Annotated in this window: 17 protein-coding genes and 1 tRNA gene; 14 read left to right on the forward strand and 4 right to left on the reverse strand. The window is 60.8% G+C overall.

The window, feature by feature from the left end; translation table 11 throughout:
• Positions 1 to 46: 46 nt before the first annotated feature.
• Both FJ934_RS24675 and FJ934_RS24680 read right to left on the reverse strand, forming a co-directional pair.
• Positions 47 to 262 carry a Flp family type IVb pilin gene (locus FJ934_RS24675; protein WP_140613030.1) on the reverse strand — a complete coding sequence of 72 codons (216 nt, stop codon included), beginning with the start codon at positions 260 to 262 and terminating at the stop codon, positions 47 to 49.
• 48 nt (positions 263 to 310) lie between these two features.
• On the reverse strand, positions 311 to 538 hold the full coding sequence (locus FJ934_RS24680; protein ID WP_140613031.1) for a Flp family type IVb pilin: 228 nt from the start codon (positions 536 to 538) through the stop codon (positions 311 to 313).
• Between the two features lie 554 nt (positions 539 to 1,092).
• Between FJ934_RS24680 and FJ934_RS24685 the strand changes: the two genes are divergently transcribed.
• The 8 genes from FJ934_RS24685 to FJ934_RS24720 all read left to right on the forward strand — a co-directional run bounded on the left by FJ934_RS24685 (position 1,093) and on the right by FJ934_RS24720 (position 8,785).
• Entirely contained in the window at positions 1,093 to 2,220 is a 1,128-nt protein-coding gene (locus FJ934_RS24685; RefSeq protein WP_140613032.1) for a phosphatase PAP2 family protein, read from the forward strand.
• 109 nt (positions 2,221 to 2,329) lie between these two features.
• Positions 2,330 to 3,721 carry a CpaF family protein gene (locus tag FJ934_RS24690; RefSeq protein WP_140613033.1) on the forward strand — a complete coding sequence of 464 codons (1,392 nt, stop codon included), beginning with the start codon at positions 2,330 to 2,332 and terminating at the stop codon, positions 3,719 to 3,721.
• Positions 3,721 to 4,692 (forward strand): type II secretion system F family protein, encoded by a 972-nt coding sequence (locus FJ934_RS24695; RefSeq protein ID WP_140613034.1) that lies wholly within the window; start codon positions 3,721 to 3,723, stop codon positions 4,690 to 4,692. Before FJ934_RS24690 ends, FJ934_RS24695 begins: the two co-directional genes overlap by 1 nt.
• 18 nt (positions 4,693 to 4,710) lie before the next feature.
• On the forward strand, positions 4,711 to 5,661 hold the full coding sequence (locus FJ934_RS24700; protein ID WP_140613035.1) for a type II secretion system F family protein: 951 nt from the start codon (positions 4,711 to 4,713) through the stop codon (positions 5,659 to 5,661).
• 65 nt (positions 5,662 to 5,726) lie between these two features.
• A complete protein-coding gene (locus FJ934_RS24705; RefSeq protein WP_140613036.1) occupies positions 5,727 to 6,266 on the forward strand; it encodes a tetratricopeptide repeat protein in 540 nt (179 codons plus the stop codon).
• 1 nt (position 6,267) lies between these two features.
• Positions 6,268 to 6,807, forward strand: a complete 540-nt coding sequence (locus FJ934_RS24710; RefSeq protein ID WP_140613037.1) for a prepilin peptidase — start codon at positions 6,268 to 6,270, stop codon at positions 6,805 to 6,807.
• Between the two features lie 298 nt (positions 6,808 to 7,105).
• Positions 7,106 to 7,768, forward strand: a complete 663-nt coding sequence (locus FJ934_RS24715; protein ID WP_140613038.1) for an isoprenylcysteine carboxylmethyltransferase family protein — start codon at positions 7,106 to 7,108, stop codon at positions 7,766 to 7,768.
• A 15-nt stretch (positions 7,769 to 7,783) separates the two neighbouring features.
• Entirely contained in the window at positions 7,784 to 8,785 is a 1,002-nt protein-coding gene (locus FJ934_RS24720) for an acyltransferase (protein WP_140613039.1), read from the forward strand.
• A 742-nt stretch (positions 8,786 to 9,527) separates the two neighbouring features.
• Here FJ934_RS24720 and FJ934_RS24725 read toward each other — a convergent pair.
• Positions 9,528 to 9,617 (reverse strand) — tRNA-Ser (locus tag FJ934_RS24725).
• 437 nt (positions 9,618 to 10,054) lie between these two features.
• Between FJ934_RS24725 and FJ934_RS24730 the strand changes: the two genes are divergently transcribed.
• From FJ934_RS24730 to FJ934_RS24740, 3 genes are all read left to right on the forward strand, one after another.
• Positions 10,055 to 10,708 (forward strand): 50S ribosomal protein L21, encoded by a 654-nt coding sequence (locus FJ934_RS24730; protein ID WP_140613040.1) that lies wholly within the window; start codon positions 10,055 to 10,057, stop codon positions 10,706 to 10,708.
• Positions 10,709 to 10,805: 97 nt separating this feature from the next.
• Entirely contained in the window at positions 10,806 to 11,075 is a 270-nt protein-coding gene (gene rpmA / locus FJ934_RS24735; protein WP_140613041.1) for a 50S ribosomal protein L27, read from the forward strand.
• Between the two features lie 121 nt (positions 11,076 to 11,196).
• The gene (locus tag FJ934_RS24740) at positions 11,197 to 11,784 is read left to right on the forward strand and encodes a GNAT family protein (protein WP_140613042.1); all 588 of its coding nucleotides are present in this window, start codon (positions 11,197 to 11,199) and stop codon (positions 11,782 to 11,784) included.
• A 169-nt stretch (positions 11,785 to 11,953) separates the two neighbouring features.
• Here FJ934_RS24740 and FJ934_RS24745 read toward each other — a convergent pair whose 3' ends face one another.
• On the reverse strand, positions 11,954 to 12,823 hold the full coding sequence (locus FJ934_RS24745) for an endonuclease/exonuclease/phosphatase family protein (RefSeq protein WP_140613043.1): 870 nt from the start codon (positions 12,821 to 12,823) through the stop codon (positions 11,954 to 11,956).
• Between the two features lie 130 nt (positions 12,824 to 12,953).
• Here FJ934_RS24745 and obgE point away from each other — a divergent pair, with 130 nt between their 5' ends.
• From obgE to FJ934_RS24760, 3 genes are read left to right on the forward strand one after another with little or no spacing between them, the layout of a single operon-like run.
• Complete coding sequence (gene obgE / locus FJ934_RS24750) at positions 12,954 to 13,985, forward strand: GTPase ObgE (protein ID WP_140613044.1); 1,032 nt, start codon at positions 12,954 to 12,956, stop codon at positions 13,983 to 13,985.
• Between the two features lie 4 nt (positions 13,986 to 13,989).
• The gene (gene proB / locus FJ934_RS24755; RefSeq protein WP_140613045.1) at positions 13,990 to 15,126 is read left to right on the forward strand and encodes a glutamate 5-kinase; all 1,137 of its coding nucleotides are present in this window, start codon (positions 13,990 to 13,992) and stop codon (positions 15,124 to 15,126) included.
• A 3-nt stretch (positions 15,127 to 15,129) separates the two neighbouring features.
• Positions 15,130 to 16,416, forward strand: a complete 1,287-nt coding sequence (locus FJ934_RS24760; RefSeq protein ID WP_140613046.1) for a glutamate-5-semialdehyde dehydrogenase — start codon at positions 15,130 to 15,132, stop codon at positions 16,414 to 16,416.
• The last annotated feature ends 133 nt before the right edge of the window (positions 16,417 to 16,549 follow it).

The raw sequence follows: 16,549 nt of genomic DNA on the forward strand, positions 1-16,549 counted from the left end.
CGCAGAATCCTGGGCCGAAATCAAGCGATTCCGGCCCAGAAAGTTTTTAGCAAGTGCCGGTGCCAGTGCCAGCAGAGCCGATACCCGTGCCGCTCAGCTTCGTGCAAAGGCCGGTGAACTGACTGCCGACCCATCCGCCGATGGCGATGATCGCAACGATCGACGCCGCGGCAATGATGCCGATCAGGATTGAGTATTCCACCATGGCAGCGCCGTTCTCATCGTCGTGGAACTGCCTGGCTACGCGGATAAGCGACTTCATGTCTTAATCTCTCCTTCCCTGGCCGATTCCGGCCCAGGGCGTTTCCGATCAACCAGCCGTGCTGCAAGCGCCGGTGCCAGTGCCAGCAGAGCCGATACCCGTGCCGCTCAGCTTCGCGCAAAGGCCGGTGAACTGGCTGCCGACCCATCCGCCGATGGCGATGATCGCAACGATGGATGCCGCAGCAATGATGCCGATCAGGATGGAGTATTCGACCATGGCAGCGCCGTTTTCGTCGTCGCGGAACTGCCGGGTCATCGTCATGAGCTTGTTCATGTCAATTTCTCCCTTTGGAGGTTTGAACCCGACGAGACAGAGCCAGGATGAACTCCATACCCAAGCATCCCCCGTCACCGCGATCCTAGGTCCCGAGAAATTGTGGAGTCAAACGGGATTAACGGTTCCTTAACTTTCCAATACATGAACTTTCGAGTTGAGCGCGGCTTTAAATTTCAGCAAGATCTTGATTCGCCTAGTTTTTCAAGCGTCCTTAACCATTCGTTCACAATTATGCCTGGCAGCTAATAAAGGGGCAGTTACTTTAGGCCTATTGCATACTCCTTTATATCTGGGGGGTTATAACCAGATATTGAGTGGTCGCCGATGTCGGAGCACCCAAGGGGCACAGGGGCCTCCAAAGCCTGGTGTGCCACTCATATTTGGCGGCGTGGGGACCAGAAATAAAAACGATATTTTCTCCACCCGCATCTTAACTATCTTGCAAGTATTGGTTCTTCCCGAACCCGAGGGCGCTTGTCCCGCATGTGGTTAACCGTTAGTTTATGGATTGCAAATTTAGGGAAGCCTAACGCGGCGGGACGGGATGGCCGATGCTTAGACGGATGGAACGCGAAAGGCGGGCATTCCTGCACCCGTCGCTTTCGGCGGCCGATTCGGCCTTCGATCCGATGGCGGCCATATCAATTGGCCGCCGGGCGTATGGATGGACCGGAATGGCGAAATCCGAGAAAAATGGGCTTGTTGCCTTTATTTCAGCCTTGCTTGCCGGAGCTGTGGTGACAAATCTGATCTGGTTGCCGTTCTCGACCGTGAACCTCAATAAATCTATCTGGTTCGATGTGGCGATGACGATGCCCATGGCCTTGCTGTGGGTGCTCCTTGGAGCGATGCGCCTTCAACTTCGCAAAACGCCTTTTCGCCATCGCGACATGGTAAGTGAGTTCGCTGGCAGGATACAGGCGCTGGCCATGGCGTTGACCGCTATGACCCTGTTTTCCCTAGTGCTTCTGCTCGTTACCTATTTGGCTACCGCGACAAGCCGTCCACTGCTGGACAGCTATCTGGCCGCGGGCGACGCAGGCTTGGGCTTCGACTGGGTCTCCTATGTGAGATTGCTCAACGACTATCCATCAATCGATCATGTGCTTTCGATCGCCTACAACAGTTTGAGCGTACAGTTATTGCTGCTGCCGGCCATCCTCGCGTTGACCGCTCGGTCGGACCGGCTGGAGGAATTTGTCGCGCATTACGGGGTGGCCGGTTGCTTGATGTGCCTGGTCACGATGGCAGTGCCGGCGGCAGGGGCCTTTGAGTTTTACCATCCGTCGCCGGAGATTTTGAGTTCCTTTGGTCCCGGCGCCTCGACGCGGCACCTTGAGCAGCTTCATGCCTTGCGGACACTGAAACCATTCCTGCTGGAGCATCCCGAAGGTCTTGTCTCGTTCCCTTCCTTCCACTCCACCCTGGCCGCGATCTTCGCCTATTCAATGCGTGGCATCCGCTATATCTCGCTTCCCGTCTGCGCTCTGAACGCGATGCTGATCCTCGCCACATTTCCCGAGGGCGGGCACTATCTCGTCGACGTGCTGGCGGGATTGGCAGTCGCTGCCGTTGCAATTCAATTTGTCCGCTGGATTGCGCAAGTCCGGCCGCCGCTGCAATCAGATTCGGAAGTCGTTCAACGCTTGTCCAGCCGACAACAGGTGCCTCTATCATGATCGTCGCCAACCAAGCAGTCATGTTTCGACACGATCCGCCGGACCTCGGTTCGCGCACTTCCGGGTCGAGCAGTGATTTCCTATCAAATGAATTTCGGACCTGCGCGAGATGTTAGGCCGCTTCATCAAAGGGCCGGCTGAACAGCCAAAGCCGCTCGATCAGCCGATCACGGGCGTGCTGCTCCCCGCTGTAACGCCAATTCCGGCAACTGTGGATCTGGCGCCGCAAGGCGAGGACTTCCTGACGCTGAAAGTCGAACTGCATCGCCATTTGATTGACCGGTTCAATTTAACCGCGCTCGAAACGGCATCCAAGGACGAGATACTGAACGAGATCCGCCCGATCGTGCGCGAGTTCGTGCGCACCCACAGCGTGCCGCTGAACGCACGCGAACTTGACCAAATTACCAGTGAGACCGCCGACGAGATGCTGGGACTCGGCCCGATCGAACCGTTGCTCAAGGATGACACGATCACCGATATCCTGATCAACACCCACAAACGTGTTTTCATCGAACGGCGTGGCCTGGTTGAAGAAACGGCCATCCGATTTCGTGACGAGGCGCATCTGCTGCGGGTCATCAACAAGATCGTGTCGGCCATTGGCCGGCGCGTCGATGAATCGGCGCCGATGGTCGATGCCCGCCTGGAGGACGGTTCCCGCGTCAACATCGCGGTGCGGCCGATCTCGGTCGACGGCCCGCTGGTGTCGATCCGGAAATTCTCCAAAAATCCATATTCACTCGAACGCCTGGTGGCGCTCAATTCAATCCGCCCGCCAATGGTCGATCTGCTGCGGATCGCCGTACAGGCGCGCAAATCGATCCTCGTTTCGGGAGGGACAGGCAGCGGCAAGACGACCTTGCTCAATGCGCTGTCGAGCTACATCCCGTCCAGGGAGCGCCTGATCACCATCGAAGATGCGGCGGAACTTCAGCTGCAGCAACCTCACGTCGGCCGGCTGGAGACACGTCCACCCAGTGTCGAAGGAAAGGGAGAGGTTCGCCAGCGCGAACTGGTCAAGAACGCGTTGCGCATGCGTCCCGACCGTATCATCGTCGGCGAGGTGCGCGGCGAGGAAGCCTTCGACATGCTGCAGGCCATGAACACCGGCCATGAAGGCTCGATGACCACCATCCACGCCAACACGCCGCGTGATGCGATATCTCGCTTGGAGCAGATGGTGGGCATGGCAGGAATGCCGATGACGCATGAATCCATCAGAGCGCAGATTGCTTCCGCCATCGACGTCATCGTGCAGACACAGCGCCTCTCCGACGGCCGCCGGCGCGTGACATCGATATCGGAGATTACCGGTATGGAAGGAAATGTCGTCCAGATGCAGGAAATCTACACCTTCGTACGTCGCGAGGTGACGGCTGACGGTCAGATCGTCGGGGAGTTTCGCGCCACCGGTGTTCGTCCACGTTTTGCTCCAGAAGCGGCGACGCTTGGACACCATTTCGCCAAGGACGCCTTCAATCCTCAGGTTGCGCTCTGATGCCCACCGGCCAGACCTTGCTGTATTTTATTTACACGCTCGCGGCCGCGGCCGTCATTCTCGCCGGCGAGGCGCTGTATCTTTCCTTCGCCGATCGCCGGACCCGTGCCGGCACGATCAATCGGCGGCTGAAGCGATTGTCCGATGAGGTTCCGGCCGAAAAGACCTTGCAAGGATTGCTGCGCGAGCGCGGCCTGACGGACACGGGTGACTTTCTTTTCGGCATGGTCGGTCTGAACAGGCTTTATACCCAATCCGGCGTTACCGGAAACCCGCTGACTTTCGCCGCGATGTTCCTGCTCTCCGGTATCGCGCTCGCGCTTGTGTTCTCGTTCCTCCTCAATTTTTCCTTATTGCCTTCCATCCTGATTTTTCTGGTGACCGGATTTGCCTTGCCGCTTCTCGTTCTGCGTCGTGCGCGCAATAAACGGATCCAGAAATTCGCGAAACAGCTCCCGAACGCACTCGACATGATCGTGCGTTCACTGCGGGCAGGGCACCCGGCATCGGTGGCGGTAGGTCTGGTCGCGCGCGAAATGCCCGATCCGCTCGGCACCGAATTCGGCATCGTCTCCGACGAAATCACCTTCGGACTGAGCATCGAACAGGCGGTGCGGAAGCTTTCGCAGCGCGTAGGTTTCGAAGGCCTCCACCTGCTGTCGGTGTCGCTGTCGATCCAATCGAAAACGGGCGGCAACCTGACCGAGATCCTGGCCAATCTTTCGTCGGTTCTGCGCGAACGTCAGAAACTCAGAATGAAAATCAGGGCGCTTTCATCAGAGGGCCGGGTGTCCGCGTGGATCATCTCGCTCTTTCCGCTCGTAATGTTCCTGATTCTCCAGCTCGCCGCTCCGGCATATTACGGCGAAATATGGCACGACCCTCTGGTCATGCCGGTGTTCTTGATCTTCGGAACGTGGGCGCTGCTGGGTGACTTCATCATGTATCGCATGGTCAATTTCGATTTCTGACAGGAGCGAGCCATAAACCTGTTATCGAACATTCAGGGACTGAGTTTCCTGGTTTCCACCGCGGTGTTCGTGGCGGCTGTGTCGCTGTTCCTGTTCGGCGCGCTAGTCTTCTTGCCGGCGTTGCAGACACGCAAGCTGGTTGCCCAGAGCCTGACGTCGGAAGGCATCGCCGACCGCCGCTCGCTCGCGGGTCAGGAACAATTGCTCAAAATCTCGGCGCAACGTCCGGTTGATGCCTACTTTCGATCGATGGAGAAGGAACGCAACGAGCCGAATGCGCTCGAGGCGAAGCTTTTTCGCGCCGGGTTTTATCAACCCAGCGCTCCGCTCATCTACACCTTGTCGCGACTGGGCGCGGTCTGTATCGGCTTTTTGGTTGCCTATGCGCTCCTTGTACGAGTGCTCCCGCCCCACCTGCCTGCTTTCATGGCCTTTGCCGGTTCCGCGTTGTTCGGACTCGCATGCATCGTGATTCCAGCTATCCTGCTCGATCGCTTCGAAAATACCCAAAAACAGATCTATCGTCGCGGGTTTCCCGATTTTATGGACATGATGATCACCTGTGCCGACGCCGGCATGAGCCTGGAGGCGGCGGTAGAGCGTGTCGGCGCCGAACTGGCCGGCACCCACAAATGGCTGGGCATCCAGCTTGCGATCATGAACCTGCAATTGCGCGCCGGCAAACCGTTGCGGGAGGCGCTGCGTGAACTCGCGGACCGCATCGGGCTGGAAGAGGCGCGCTCCCTGGCCGTGCTGTTCCGGCAGTCGGAAGAGCTCGGCACCAGTCTGACGGAAGCGCTGCGCGTCTACAGCGACGAGATGCGCGGACAAAGAATTCTTCATGCTGAAGAACGTGCCAATGCCCTGCCTGTCAAAATGATGATTCCATTGGGGCTGTGCATCTTTCCCGTTGTGCTCATGGTCATCATGTTGCCAGTGATCATTCGCATGAAGGGCATTTTCTTCTAAATGGTTATATGCTTTGATTCTAAAAAAGGGTCGGTCGACTCTTGGGGGACAAAATGACAGGGCCAATGCGCCTCGCAGCCGTAGCCAGTCTGTTGTTGGCGCTTGCCGGCTGCCAGACAAATGGTGCGGACACCACAGGCGGTGTCGTGCGCACCAATGAACCCTCGAAAGGCGATGTCACGTCCTTTGGCGATGCGTTCGACGGATTGAAGACGGTCAGTAACGTCGAATACTACGCCTCGGATCAGGCCGTGGCCGAAGCCAAGAACCAGTTCCGCGCGGAAAACTACGGCAATGCCGGCGCGCTGTTCTTCAAGGCGACGCAACTGGCGCCCAATGATGGCGGCGCCTGGATGGGATTGGCCGCATCGTGCGACCGGATCCACCGTTTCGACCTTGCCGACCGGGCCTACAGCAGGGCCTTCCGGCTGGTTGGCGCCTCGCCCGAATACTACAACAATGTCGGCTATTCCTATCTGCTGCGTGGCAAACTGCAGGACGCCCGTTCGAATTTTCTCAAGGCTTATGAGCTGGCACCCAACGATCCGACCGTGGCCAACAATCTGAAGCTGCTGTCGTCGAGCGTGCAGAACATCGAGCGCTAGTATGCTGCTTGTCGAGGCACTGCTGCTGAAGGCCCTCGCCATCCCTTTGCTCGCCAGGATTGCGTGGCTCGACTTCACGACGCAGAGGATTGCCAATCGCGATGTGCTGCTACTGGTCTGCCTGGGGCTGGGATCGCTGTTGTTGTTGATGCTCCGATCCGGGTCGTGGTGGGACATGGGCTTGAGCGCGTCTGCCGGCCTCGTGCTGTTTCTTGCCTTGTTCCCGTTCTGGGTCTTCCGCAAGATCGGAGCCGGCGACGTCAAGCTGATAGCGGTCGTCCCTTTTCTGACCGGCGGCAAAGACCTCGCCGTTTTTTCCGCGCTGCTACTGGTTTTCGCCCTCGTCACTGCAGGGATCATGAAAAATCCGCTCCTGCTGCCCGCAGGCGCCTTCCGCCTCTACGTTCAGCATCTCGACCGCAAAGGCGTTGTGCCGTTCGGCGTGCCAATCTCGGTCGCGGCGATCTGCACGACAGCCCTCCTGATCTACGAAAGTGTGGTGTTGGCGAGCAGTTCTGGAATCCTGAATCAGCTTAACTGAACGGCGGCAGCCCGCTCTGCTGTGCGAAGCGCGGGCCATCAGCCGCATTCACAGGCAACGTCAACCAAAACGCAAACGTTGCGCTGTGCGGGCTGAGTGCGATCGCCATTACGGCTGAAATTGCAATCGAGAGCGGCGCCAGGACACGAAGCACGGGAAGAAGGTTTGGCATTTGGCCACGATAAGTCGGACAGATTAACCAAAAGTTGAGACGGCATGGCCGTTAACTCTTTGGAAACCATTTTCTTGTCGGGGCGCGGAAGTGATGTTTCAATGACTGCTTAAGGAGGGGATGAAAATGTTGAACGAGGATTTTTTCGGCCGCATTGCCATCATCTTTGCCATGTCGGTTTTGGCGACGTCCAGCGCGATGCCTCTGCTCCTCTATTTCCGTCAGGATACCTCAGCAAGTTCGCTGGCAATCGTTACTCAACTGGCGTCAACCGTGTTTCTGTCGTTGCAGCTTGTGATGACAATCGTCCGCCTTCCGCCAAAGGGAACTGCGCAGGGAATTGAACCGAGAGTAACCTCGGTAGCTGGGACATTTTTGATCCTGCTCGCATTGAACCTGACGCCGGCATTGCAAAATGAGGCGGCTCAAGTGACGGCTCTCTGCTTGGTCTTCATCGGTACGGCCAGTTCGATTTTCTGTCTCTATTGGCTGGGCCGTTCCTTCTCTCTCATGGCGACGGCTCGACGCTTGGTTACCACTGGCCCGTATTCGATTGTCCGGCATCCGCTTTACATCTGCGAGGGGGTATTCGTCCTCGGGATGATCCTCTCGCATTTTTCAATGCTGATGGTGGCCTTGGGGGCTGTTCAGTTCTTTTTGCAGTATAGACGTGCGAGAAATGAAGAATCCATTCTTCAGCAAACCTTCCCAGAGTACGACGATTACGCGCGGCGCGTCCCCATGCTCTTGCCGCGGTTCCTTGGTGGCGCCATACCAAGCGGCCAATAATCAGGACTCGCCCTGTTGATCTGGTCTTTGCAAGTGCTTCGCTTCGTTGCCGCGCTGATGGTCGTATATGTCCACGCAGCGCAGACTGCCGTTAAGGCCACCGGATCCAATGGCCTGTTACCTCACGATTTGCAGGTGGTCGGCTTCGCGGGCGTAGACATCTTCTTCGTCATATCAGGGGTGATTATTGCTAAGACGGCACCTGGTCTGACTTGGCGATCTTTCGCTTGGAGACGATTCCGGCGCATTGTTCCGCTCTACCTGCTGATCAGCATCCCCTATGCGATCGTCGCCTACAAAACCGGCTTCGGCTGGCGGGACGCGGCGGCGACGCTCTTGCTATGGCCGGCTACCGATCAAATGACCGCGCCAGCACTGCCTGCGGCCTGGACACTGTGCTTCGAAATGCTGTTTTACGCTGCCGCGACAATCGTTCTCGTCGACCGGCGACTGCTGTCGGGACTCCTCGGTATCTTCGGCCTCGCAATGATATTTCGTTCGGCGGGTCCGGTGCTGCAGTTTCTTGGCAACCCGCTGATCATCGAGTTCGGTTTCGGCGTCGTTCTCGCCTATGCGCCTAGGTGGAAACCGGCGGTATGGTGCCTGCCGATCGGCGCCGCGGCTATGATAGCTGTCGGATTCATTGGGATAGCGCCGCAAGGGGGAACGATGGAGTTCCTCGCCGGCGATAACGGCTTCCAGCGCGTGCTGGTCTACGGCCTCCCTGCGGCGATGATCGTCTTCGGCACGATGCAGATCGACGCGAAGCCGAGCGTCTGGACGGTTCTCGGTGATGCCTCCTATATGCTCTATCTGATCCACACTCTGCCGATAACGCTGCTTCTGATGGTGTGGACCGCTTTTCCGATTCCTCCGGACCTTATCATCGTGATCGGCACTGCCACATCAGTTCTTTTCGCTTGGCGGATGTACATTCGGTTCGAGTTGCCGCTGCGCAAATTCCTGCGCCGGTATGATCCCCATCTGAAGACTGGCCGCCATCCTCAATCGGCTTAACTAACTCGCTGTCGCTCATGGTACCTCCAGCGTCTGGCCTTCGCGCGGACAATCGAGGTCGCGTCCTATCGTCAGATCGCTTCCTGTTCCAGGGCGAGAACCTGCTGCGGCGCTGGGTTCGATCGCGGCGTGCACCGGCGATCGGCTCCTGTCACTCGAAGGGATCCAGACGGAATTACGGTGACAGTGCACTTATTTCTGAAGGGCGTGACCGCTTTTGGTGGCGCGGCCGACGGATTGAAGACCGTCAGCGATGTCGAACATTGCGCTTCGGACCCAATGCATTGGTTCCTCTTCGCGCGTTCATGTCGATTTGACGGGTGGTCGCCCAAGGGCAGGCATGGATTTCGGGGTGAAGGCGGCCCGGCTGCTGGAGCTTGGGGTTGGGGGCAGCAGCCGGGCCTTGCCGGCTTTGAAGGCCGGCATATTAGCGTGATCTAATGTTGCGAAATACGCAATAGCGGCCCCTCGATTATCCCGCTCAATTATCAAGAGGTCGGACGCATCGACATCGAGCGCTTCATGCCGGGTCGCCCGCGGCAAAACGGGCCGAACACGGTTTTGAGAAAATCCACCAAACCTCTCACGTCTTGAGTGAAAATCCTTGGTGTGACCGTGTGCCAACCATCAGGCTGAAATTCGACCATTTGCATCCCACGAATGTACGAGGGCCAAGAAGCCATAATGGAGTGACAGGCCGCTCTCGGAAAGCTCGGCGCACCCTGGCGCTGAATCGGCGGGATGGCGGAGAGGGAGGGATTCGAACCCCCGATGGGCTTGCACCCATGCCGCATTTCGAGTGCGGTGCATTCGACCACTCTGCCACCTCTCCGCGGTCATGGTCGGCCGTTGCCGGCGCGGCGCACTAGATAACGGCTGATCGGGCAGGTTACAAGGCTAAATCCACCAGTTATTTGGCTTGCCGGACAGGCATGGGCTCGAGATGGTGTCGGCCGCTCATCGGCTGATGCGGCACAGGCGGTCCTGGCCGCCATCGCCGTCGTCGCCGGTTTCTCCGGAGGCGCGTCGTGGCCTCGCCGGTGTTTTCGCCGGGGAAGCTTGCCACGGCGGCATGGCGGCGACGGCCAATAGCGGTCCGGCAGCGGCTGTTTGCCTTGACTCCCACGCAACCTTCGGTTAGGGACGGCGCGCAATCGGCGTGGAGGGTTCTTCCGCGCCGCTTGTTTTTTGAACCCGCAGACTGACAAAAAGACGGCCGAACCGCCAGACGCGGTTCATCGAGGCCGACCGAACAGCGAAAGGCAAAAAATGTTCGCAGTCATCAAAACGGGCGGCAAGCAGTATCGCGTCGCCGCCAACGATCTCCTGAAGATCGAAAAAGTCGAAGCCAATGTCGGCGATATCGTCGAGATCGGTCACGTGCTCGCGCATGGCGAGGGCGAGAATGTCACGTTCGGCGCGCCGTTCGTCGATGGCGCCCTGGTCACCGCCGAAGTCGTCGAGCAGGGCAAGAACCGCACCGTCATCGCTTTCAAGAAGCGCCGCCGCCAGAATTCGCGCCGCAAGATCGGCCACCGCCAGCTTTTGACCACCGTGCGGATCTCCGAGATCCTGCTGGGCGGCGCCAAGCCCGCCAAGAAGGCCGCTGCCAAGGCGGAAGCCAAGGCTGAGGTCGCCGCCGAGGCGAAGGCCGAGGCCGCGCCGAAGAAGGAAGCCAAGGCCGCCGAGACCGCGGCAGCGCCGCTGTTCAAGGCGCCGAAGGGCGAGCCGGACGACCTGACCGTGATCAAGGGCATCGGCCCGGTCGCCGCCAAGGATCTCGCCGACCAGGGCATCATCACCTTCGCGCAGCTGGCCAAGCTGTCCGACAAGGATGTCGCCAAGATCGACGAGCACATGCCGTTCAGCGCCGACCAGATCAAGGACTGGCGCGAGCAGGCCAAGGAACTGGCGAAGAAGTAATTTTCCGGCCAAACATCAGCCGGATCGGACTTGAAACGGAACGCGAACGCGTTCATAAGGCCTTTTAGGCGCCTTGCGGCGCAACGGAGTTAGTTAGATGGCACACAAGAAAGCTGGCGGCTCGTCGCGCAACGGTCGCGACTCGCATTCCAAGCGTCTGGGCGTGAAGAAGTTCGGCGGCGAAGCCGTCATCCCGGGCAACATCATCATTCGTCAACGCGGCACCACCTGGCATGCGGGCGTCAATGTCGGCATGGGCACGGACCACACCCTTTTCGCGCTCGAAGCCGGCGCCGTGATGTTCAACAAAAAAGCCAACGGCCGAACCTACGTATCGGTCAACCCGATTACCAAAGCCGCGGAGTAGCCGGTTCCGCACTAGAACACCGGCGCCCATCTCGGGAACCGGTGTCTGGCAAGGCCAGGAAAAGGATCAGGGGAGATGGGTTTCCATCTCCCCTTTTTCTTGTGCCTGGAGGAACGTTCAAATGGTTGCCGAAGCGGAAGACTCAGAAGACGAAAGTTACGCGATAGATTGTCCGGTGCTGGTCACCGAGCGGCTGGTGATGCGGGCGCCCCGCGAAGACGATATCGCGCAACTGGTCGAGCTTGCCGACAACCGTCACGTCGCCGAGATGCTGGCGCGCATGCCGCATCCCTATGGCGAGGCCGAGGCTCGCGCCTTCCTGGCCATGACGAGGTCACGCCGCGCCGGCATCGCCTATGCGCTGACGCTCGCCGGCACCGACGCCTTTGTCGGCTGCGCGGGCTTGAACACCACCGATCGCGGGCTGGAGCTCGGCTACTGGATCGGCGAGCCTTACTGGAAGCGTGGCTATGCGACGGAGGCCGCGCATGCGCTGGTCGACCTCGCCTTCCAGAAGACATCGATCCAGGTGCTGCATGCCTCGACGCGGGTCATCAATCCGGCCTCGCGCCGGGTGATCCACAAGTGCGGCTTCCAATATGCCGGCCAGGGCATGCTGAGTTCGATCGTTGCCGGCCAGGTGCCGGTGGAGCGCTACCGGCTCGACAGGAAGACGTGGGTCAGCCTGCGCAACTGGGTCCACTTTTGATGCGTGCTGATATTCAGGTGAGGCCGGCCTGCGAACGCAGGTTTCCTCCGCTTCCGGTGCTCACGTACCTTATGTACGTTCCGCTCCGGCTCTCGAAAACCAGCGTTTTCGGCTCGGCCTGACCTGAACCTCGACACGCATCGGCGCCTTATGCCGAACCAATTTGGCGTCAGCCCAGTTCGACCCATACCGGCAAATGGTCCGAGCCGTTCGCCCGCCGGTCGACCCACAGGCGCTTCAGTGATCGGGCAAGCGACGCGCTGGTGAAGACATAGTCGATGCGCTTGTGGCGGCTAGTGTTGGTCGGGTCCTTGGGATCGACCCAGCTGACGAGTTCGTCGCCGGTGACGTAGAGGCGCACGGCGGCATCGACGGCGAAATCGGCGGTCAGCGGCATGCCGAATTCGTGGTCCGGCCGGCCGGCGAGTTCGAGATATTCGGGCGAGCCGGCCAGCATGTTGAAATCACCCATGCCGACAAAGGCTTCGGGATGCGGCAATTCCGGCAGGCCGATCTCGGCGACGCCGGACAGTGCTCCGCCTTCAAGCGCATAGTTCAACAGGCGCTGGCGCAGGAACTGGATCTGGCTGGCGCGCTCGACCGGGCTGCGGTGATCGAGATGGATGGAATAGAAGCGGATAAAACCGAGCGGCGTCTCGATCAGCGCTTCCAGCGCGCCGCGCTGGAAGTTCATCATCTCGAAGCTGCGGCTGCGCGGCAAAAGCAGGTTGCGCGACAGATGAATGGGCGTTTTCGACAGCACCATGTTGCCGAGCTGGAAGGTCGTGGTGATGGCGCGGCCGTTCTCGATACGCGAGCCGATATTGGCCTCGAAATTGCTGCCGTAGACGGCGAAATAGTCGGGCAGCGCCTCGCCGATCTCGGCGACCATGTCGCGGCCGCCGTTCCGGGGATTGTTGCGGGTGACCTCCTGCAGCGCGATCACGTCGGCGCCGCGCACGGCATCGGCGATACGCGCGATATCGTAGCGTCCATCAAGGCCGATGCCGTATTGGATGTTGTAGGTTACAAGCTTCATCCCGCCATCTCTCCCGCCAACCCCATGCGGCCATTGTCATAAACGGCCTCGCCCTTCGCCGCGCCTTGGTTTAGAGCAAGGCCCAAGGTTTAGAGCAATGCCGCAAGGCCAATAAAGAAACTGCGATCCGATGAAATTTCTCGATCAAGCCAAGGTCTATGTCCGCTCCGGTGACGGGGGCGCGGGTTCCGTATCGTTCCGGCGTGAAAAATTCATCGAGTTCGGCGGACCGGATGGCGGCGACGGCGGCCGCGGCGGCGATGTCTGGCTGGAAGCGGTCGACGGGTTGAACACGCTGATCGACTACCGCTACCAGCAGCATTTCAAGGCCAAGACCGGCGTCCACGGCATGGGCCGCAACATGACCGGCGCCAAGGGCGCCGATGTCACGCTGAAAGTGCCGGCCGGAACGCAGGTGTTCGAGGAGGACAATGAAACGCTTATCTGCGACCTGACCGTGGTCGGCCAGCGCTTCCTGCTCGCCAAGGGCGGCAATGGCGGCTTCGGCAACCAGCACTTCAAGACCTCGACCAATCAGGCGCCGCGCCGCGCCAATCCGGGCCTGCCGGGCGAAGAGCTCAACATCTGGCTGAGGTTGAAGCTGATCGCCGATGCCGGGCTGGTCGGACTGCCCAATGCCGGCAAGTCGACATTCCTGGCGGCGGTCACCGCTGCCAAGCCGAAGATCGCCGACTACCCGTTCACGACGCTGCATCCCGGCCTCGGGGTCGCCCGTGTCGATGCGCGCGAATTCGTCATCGCCGACATCCCCGGGCTCATCGAGGGGGCGCATGAAGGCGTCGGCATCGGCGACCGCTTCCTCGGCCATGTCGAGCGCACGCGCGTGCTGCTGCATCTGGTTTCGGCGCAGGAGGAAAATCCGGGTAAGGCCTACAAGACGGTGCGGGCCGAGCTCGAAGCCTATGGCCACGGCCTGACCGACAAGGTCGAAATCCTGGCGCTGAGCCAGGTCGACATACTGGATGCCGACGAGCGCAAGAAAAAGGTGGCCTCGTTGAAGCGGGCGGCCGGGCGCGCGCCGCTGCTGTTGTCCGCGGTCACCGGCGAGGGCGTCGAGGCGGTGCTGCGCGCGCTGATGGCGGTAGTCGCGGAAGCGCGGGCGCAGATCGCCGCGCCGGTCGAGACGCGCTGGGAAAAGTAGGGCCATGCAGTCGCTCAGGAAATACCGGCGCATCACCGTCAAGATCGGCTCGGCGCTGCTCGTCGACCGCGCGAGCGGTCTGAAGCGCGACTGGCTGGACTCGCTTGCCGACGATATCGCCGTGCTCGTCCAGGGCGGCGTTGAGATCCTCGTCGTGTCCTCCGGCGCCATCGCGCTTGGCCGCACCATCCTCGGCCTCGGCAAGCGCGCGCTGAAGCTCGAGGAGAGCCAGGCGGCGGCCGCCGTCGGCCAGATCGCGCTCGCCGGCGCCTGGTCGGACGCGCTCGGCAAGGGCGGCCTGAAATCGGGGCAGATCCTGCTGACGCTCGGCGACACGGAGGAGCGCCGCCGCTATCTCAATGCGCGCGCGACGATCTCGACGCTGCTCAAGATGAAGGCGGTGCCGGTCATCAACGAGAACGACACGGTGGCTACCTCCGAAATCCGCTACGGCGACAATGACCGGCTGGCGGCACGGGTGGCGACGATGATGGGCGCCGACCTCTTGGTGCTGCTGTCCGATATAGACGGGCTCTACACCGCGCCGCCGGCGCGCGATCCCAATGCCAAATTCATTGCGGTGGTCGACCGCATCACGCCTGACATCGAGGCAATGGCGGGAGCCGCCGCGTCCGAGCTGTCGCGCGGGGGCATGCGCACCAAGCTCGATGCCGGAAAAATCGCCAACGCCGCCGGCACGGCGATGATCATAACATCGGGCACGCGGCTGTCGCCACTGATGGCGATCGAGCGCGGGGAGCGCGCGACTTTCTTCCGGCCGAGCGCCAATCCGGTCAAAGGTTACAAGACCTGGATCGCCGGCCAGCTCGAACCGGCGGGGCGGCTCACCGTCGATGACGGCGCCGTCGGCGCGCTCAAGTCGGGCAAGTCGCTGTTGCCGGCCGGCGTCAAGCTGGTCAGCGGCAATTTTTCGCGTGGCGACACGGTGGCGATCCTGTCACCCGAGGGCCGCGAGATCGCGCGCGGCCTGGTTGCATACGATGCCGCCGATGCCGTAAGGATCGCTGGCCTGAAGACGACCGAGATCGAAACCGTGCTCGGTTACGAGGCGCGTTCGGCGATGATCCACCGCGATGATCTTGTGGTGAGTCAGGCTGGAGGCGACATAGACAGAGGATGAGCCATGCTGAAGCTGCATGAAAAATCCGGGGACGACACCATGGCGCTGATGGCCAATATCGGCCGCCGCGCCCGCGCTGCCGCCCGACCGCTGGCCATCGCCACCACCGCCGCCAAGAATGCCGCGCTTGCCGCAATGGCGCAGGCGATCATCGCACGCGAACAAGAGATTCTCGACGCCAACGCCATCGACATCTCGAATGGCGAGGAATCGGGGCTATCCGCGTCCTTCATGGACCGGCTGAAACTCAACCCGGCGCGTATCCGCGCCATGGCCGACGGCATACGCGAGATCGCTGAACTCAGCGATCCGGTCGGCGACGTGATCGCTGCGTGGGAGCGGCCGAACGGCTTGCATATCGAGCGCGTGCGCACGCCGCTCGGCGTCGTCGGCGTCATCTATGAAAGCCGGCCGAATGTGACGGCGGACGCAGGCGCGCTCTGCCTCAAGGCCGGCAATCCGGTGATCCTGCGCGGCGGCTCGGATTCGCTCAACTCGTCAGCCGCCATCCATGCCTGCCTGGTCGAGGGGCTGAAGGCGGCCGGCCTGCCGCAGGATGCGATCCAGCTGGTGCCGACCACCGACCGCGCCGCTGTCGGCGAGATGCTGAAGGGCCTGGGCGGCACGCTCGACGTGATCATACCGCGCGGCGGGAAAAGCCTTGTCGGACGCGTGCAGAACGAGGCGCGGGTGCCGGTCTTCGCGCATCTCGAAGGCATCTGCCACCTCTACATCGACCGCTCCGCCGATCTCGACATGGCGGTGAAGATCGCCGTCAACGCCAAGATGCGGCGCACCGGCGTCTGCGGCGCGGCCGAGACGCTGCTGGTCGACCGCGCGGTGGCGTCCAGCCATCTGGTGCCGATCCTCGACGCGCTCCGCGCGGCAGGGTGCGAGATCCATGCCGATGCCGAAGTGCTGAAAGTGTTCTTCGACGCCAAGCCGGCGACCGATACCGACTGGGTGACCGAATATCTTGACGCCATCATCGCGGTGAAGCTGGTCGACGGCATCAGTGGCGCGATCGACCATATCGAGACCTTCTCCTCGCACCATACCGAGGCGATCGTCGCCGAGGATGCGAAGGTCGTCGAACGGTTCTTCAACGAGATCGATTCGGCGATCCTGCTGCACAATGCCTCGACGCAGTTCGCCGATGGCGGCGAGTTCGGCATGGGCGCCGAGATCGGCATCGCCACCGGCAAGATGCACGCGCGCGGGCCGGTCGGCGTCGAGCAACTGACATCGTTCAAATACCGCGTGCGCGGGTCGGGACAGGTGCGGCCGTGAGCGCTGGTTTTACCCTCCCCCTCGTAGGGAGGGTGGCTGGTGTAGCGAGCCGGATAGGGGCATAGCGCTGAATTCTGCACCCCCCCCACCCCGCTCCGCTTCGCGGATCGACCCTCCCCACAAGGGGGAGGGT

Source organism: Mesorhizobium sp. B2-4-12 (assembly GCF_006441575.1).
In the GTDB taxonomy this organism is placed as follows: domain Bacteria; phylum Pseudomonadota; class Alphaproteobacteria; order Rhizobiales; family Rhizobiaceae; genus Mesorhizobium.

What these genes read in the sequence shown, in the direction of transcription:
- obgE (WP_140613044.1), top strand. Translation starts at nt 12,954, where the DNA reads ATGAAATTTCTCGATCAAGCCAAGGTCTATGTCCGCTCCGGTGACGGG.
- FJ934_RS24710 (WP_140613037.1), top strand. Translation starts at nt 6,268, where the DNA reads ATGCTGCTTGTCGAGGCACTGCTGCTGAAGGCCCTCGCCATCCCTTTG.
- FJ934_RS24730 (WP_140613040.1), top strand. Translation starts at nt 10,055, where the DNA reads ATGTTCGCAGTCATCAAAACGGGCGGCAAGCAGTATCGCGTCGCCGCC.
- FJ934_RS24715 (WP_140613038.1), top strand. Translation starts at nt 7,106, where the DNA reads ATGTTGAACGAGGATTTTTTCGGCCGCATTGCCATCATCTTTGCCATG.
- FJ934_RS24740 (WP_140613042.1), top strand. Translation starts at nt 11,197, where the DNA reads ATGGTTGCCGAAGCGGAAGACTCAGAAGACGAAAGTTACGCGATAGAT.
- FJ934_RS24760 (WP_140613046.1), top strand. Translation starts at nt 15,130, where the DNA reads ATGCTGAAGCTGCATGAAAAATCCGGGGACGACACCATGGCGCTGATG.
- proB (WP_140613045.1), top strand. Translation starts at nt 13,990, where the DNA reads ATGCAGTCGCTCAGGAAATACCGGCGCATCACCGTCAAGATCGGCTCG.
- FJ934_RS24695 (WP_140613034.1), top strand. Translation starts at nt 3,721, where the DNA reads ATGCCCACCGGCCAGACCTTGCTGTATTTTATTTACACGCTCGCGGCC.
- FJ934_RS24705 (WP_140613036.1), top strand. Translation starts at nt 5,727, where the DNA reads ATGCGCCTCGCAGCCGTAGCCAGTCTGTTGTTGGCGCTTGCCGGCTGC.
- FJ934_RS24745 (WP_140613043.1), bottom strand. Translation starts at nt 12,823, where the DNA reads ATGAAGCTTGTAACCTACAACATCCAATACGGCATCGGCCTTGATGGA.
- FJ934_RS24675 (WP_140613030.1), bottom strand. Translation starts at nt 262, where the DNA reads ATGAAGTCGCTTATCCGCGTAGCCAGGCAGTTCCACGACGATGAGAAC.
- FJ934_RS24690 (WP_140613033.1), top strand. Translation starts at nt 2,330, where the DNA reads ATGTTAGGCCGCTTCATCAAAGGGCCGGCTGAACAGCCAAAGCCGCTC.
- FJ934_RS24685 (WP_140613032.1), top strand. Translation starts at nt 1,093, where the DNA reads ATGCTTAGACGGATGGAACGCGAAAGGCGGGCATTCCTGCACCCGTCG.
- FJ934_RS24680 (WP_140613031.1), bottom strand. Translation starts at nt 538, where the DNA reads ATGAACAAGCTCATGACGATGACCCGGCAGTTCCGCGACGACGAAAAC.
- rpmA (WP_140613041.1), top strand. Translation starts at nt 10,806, where the DNA reads ATGGCACACAAGAAAGCTGGCGGCTCGTCGCGCAACGGTCGCGACTCG.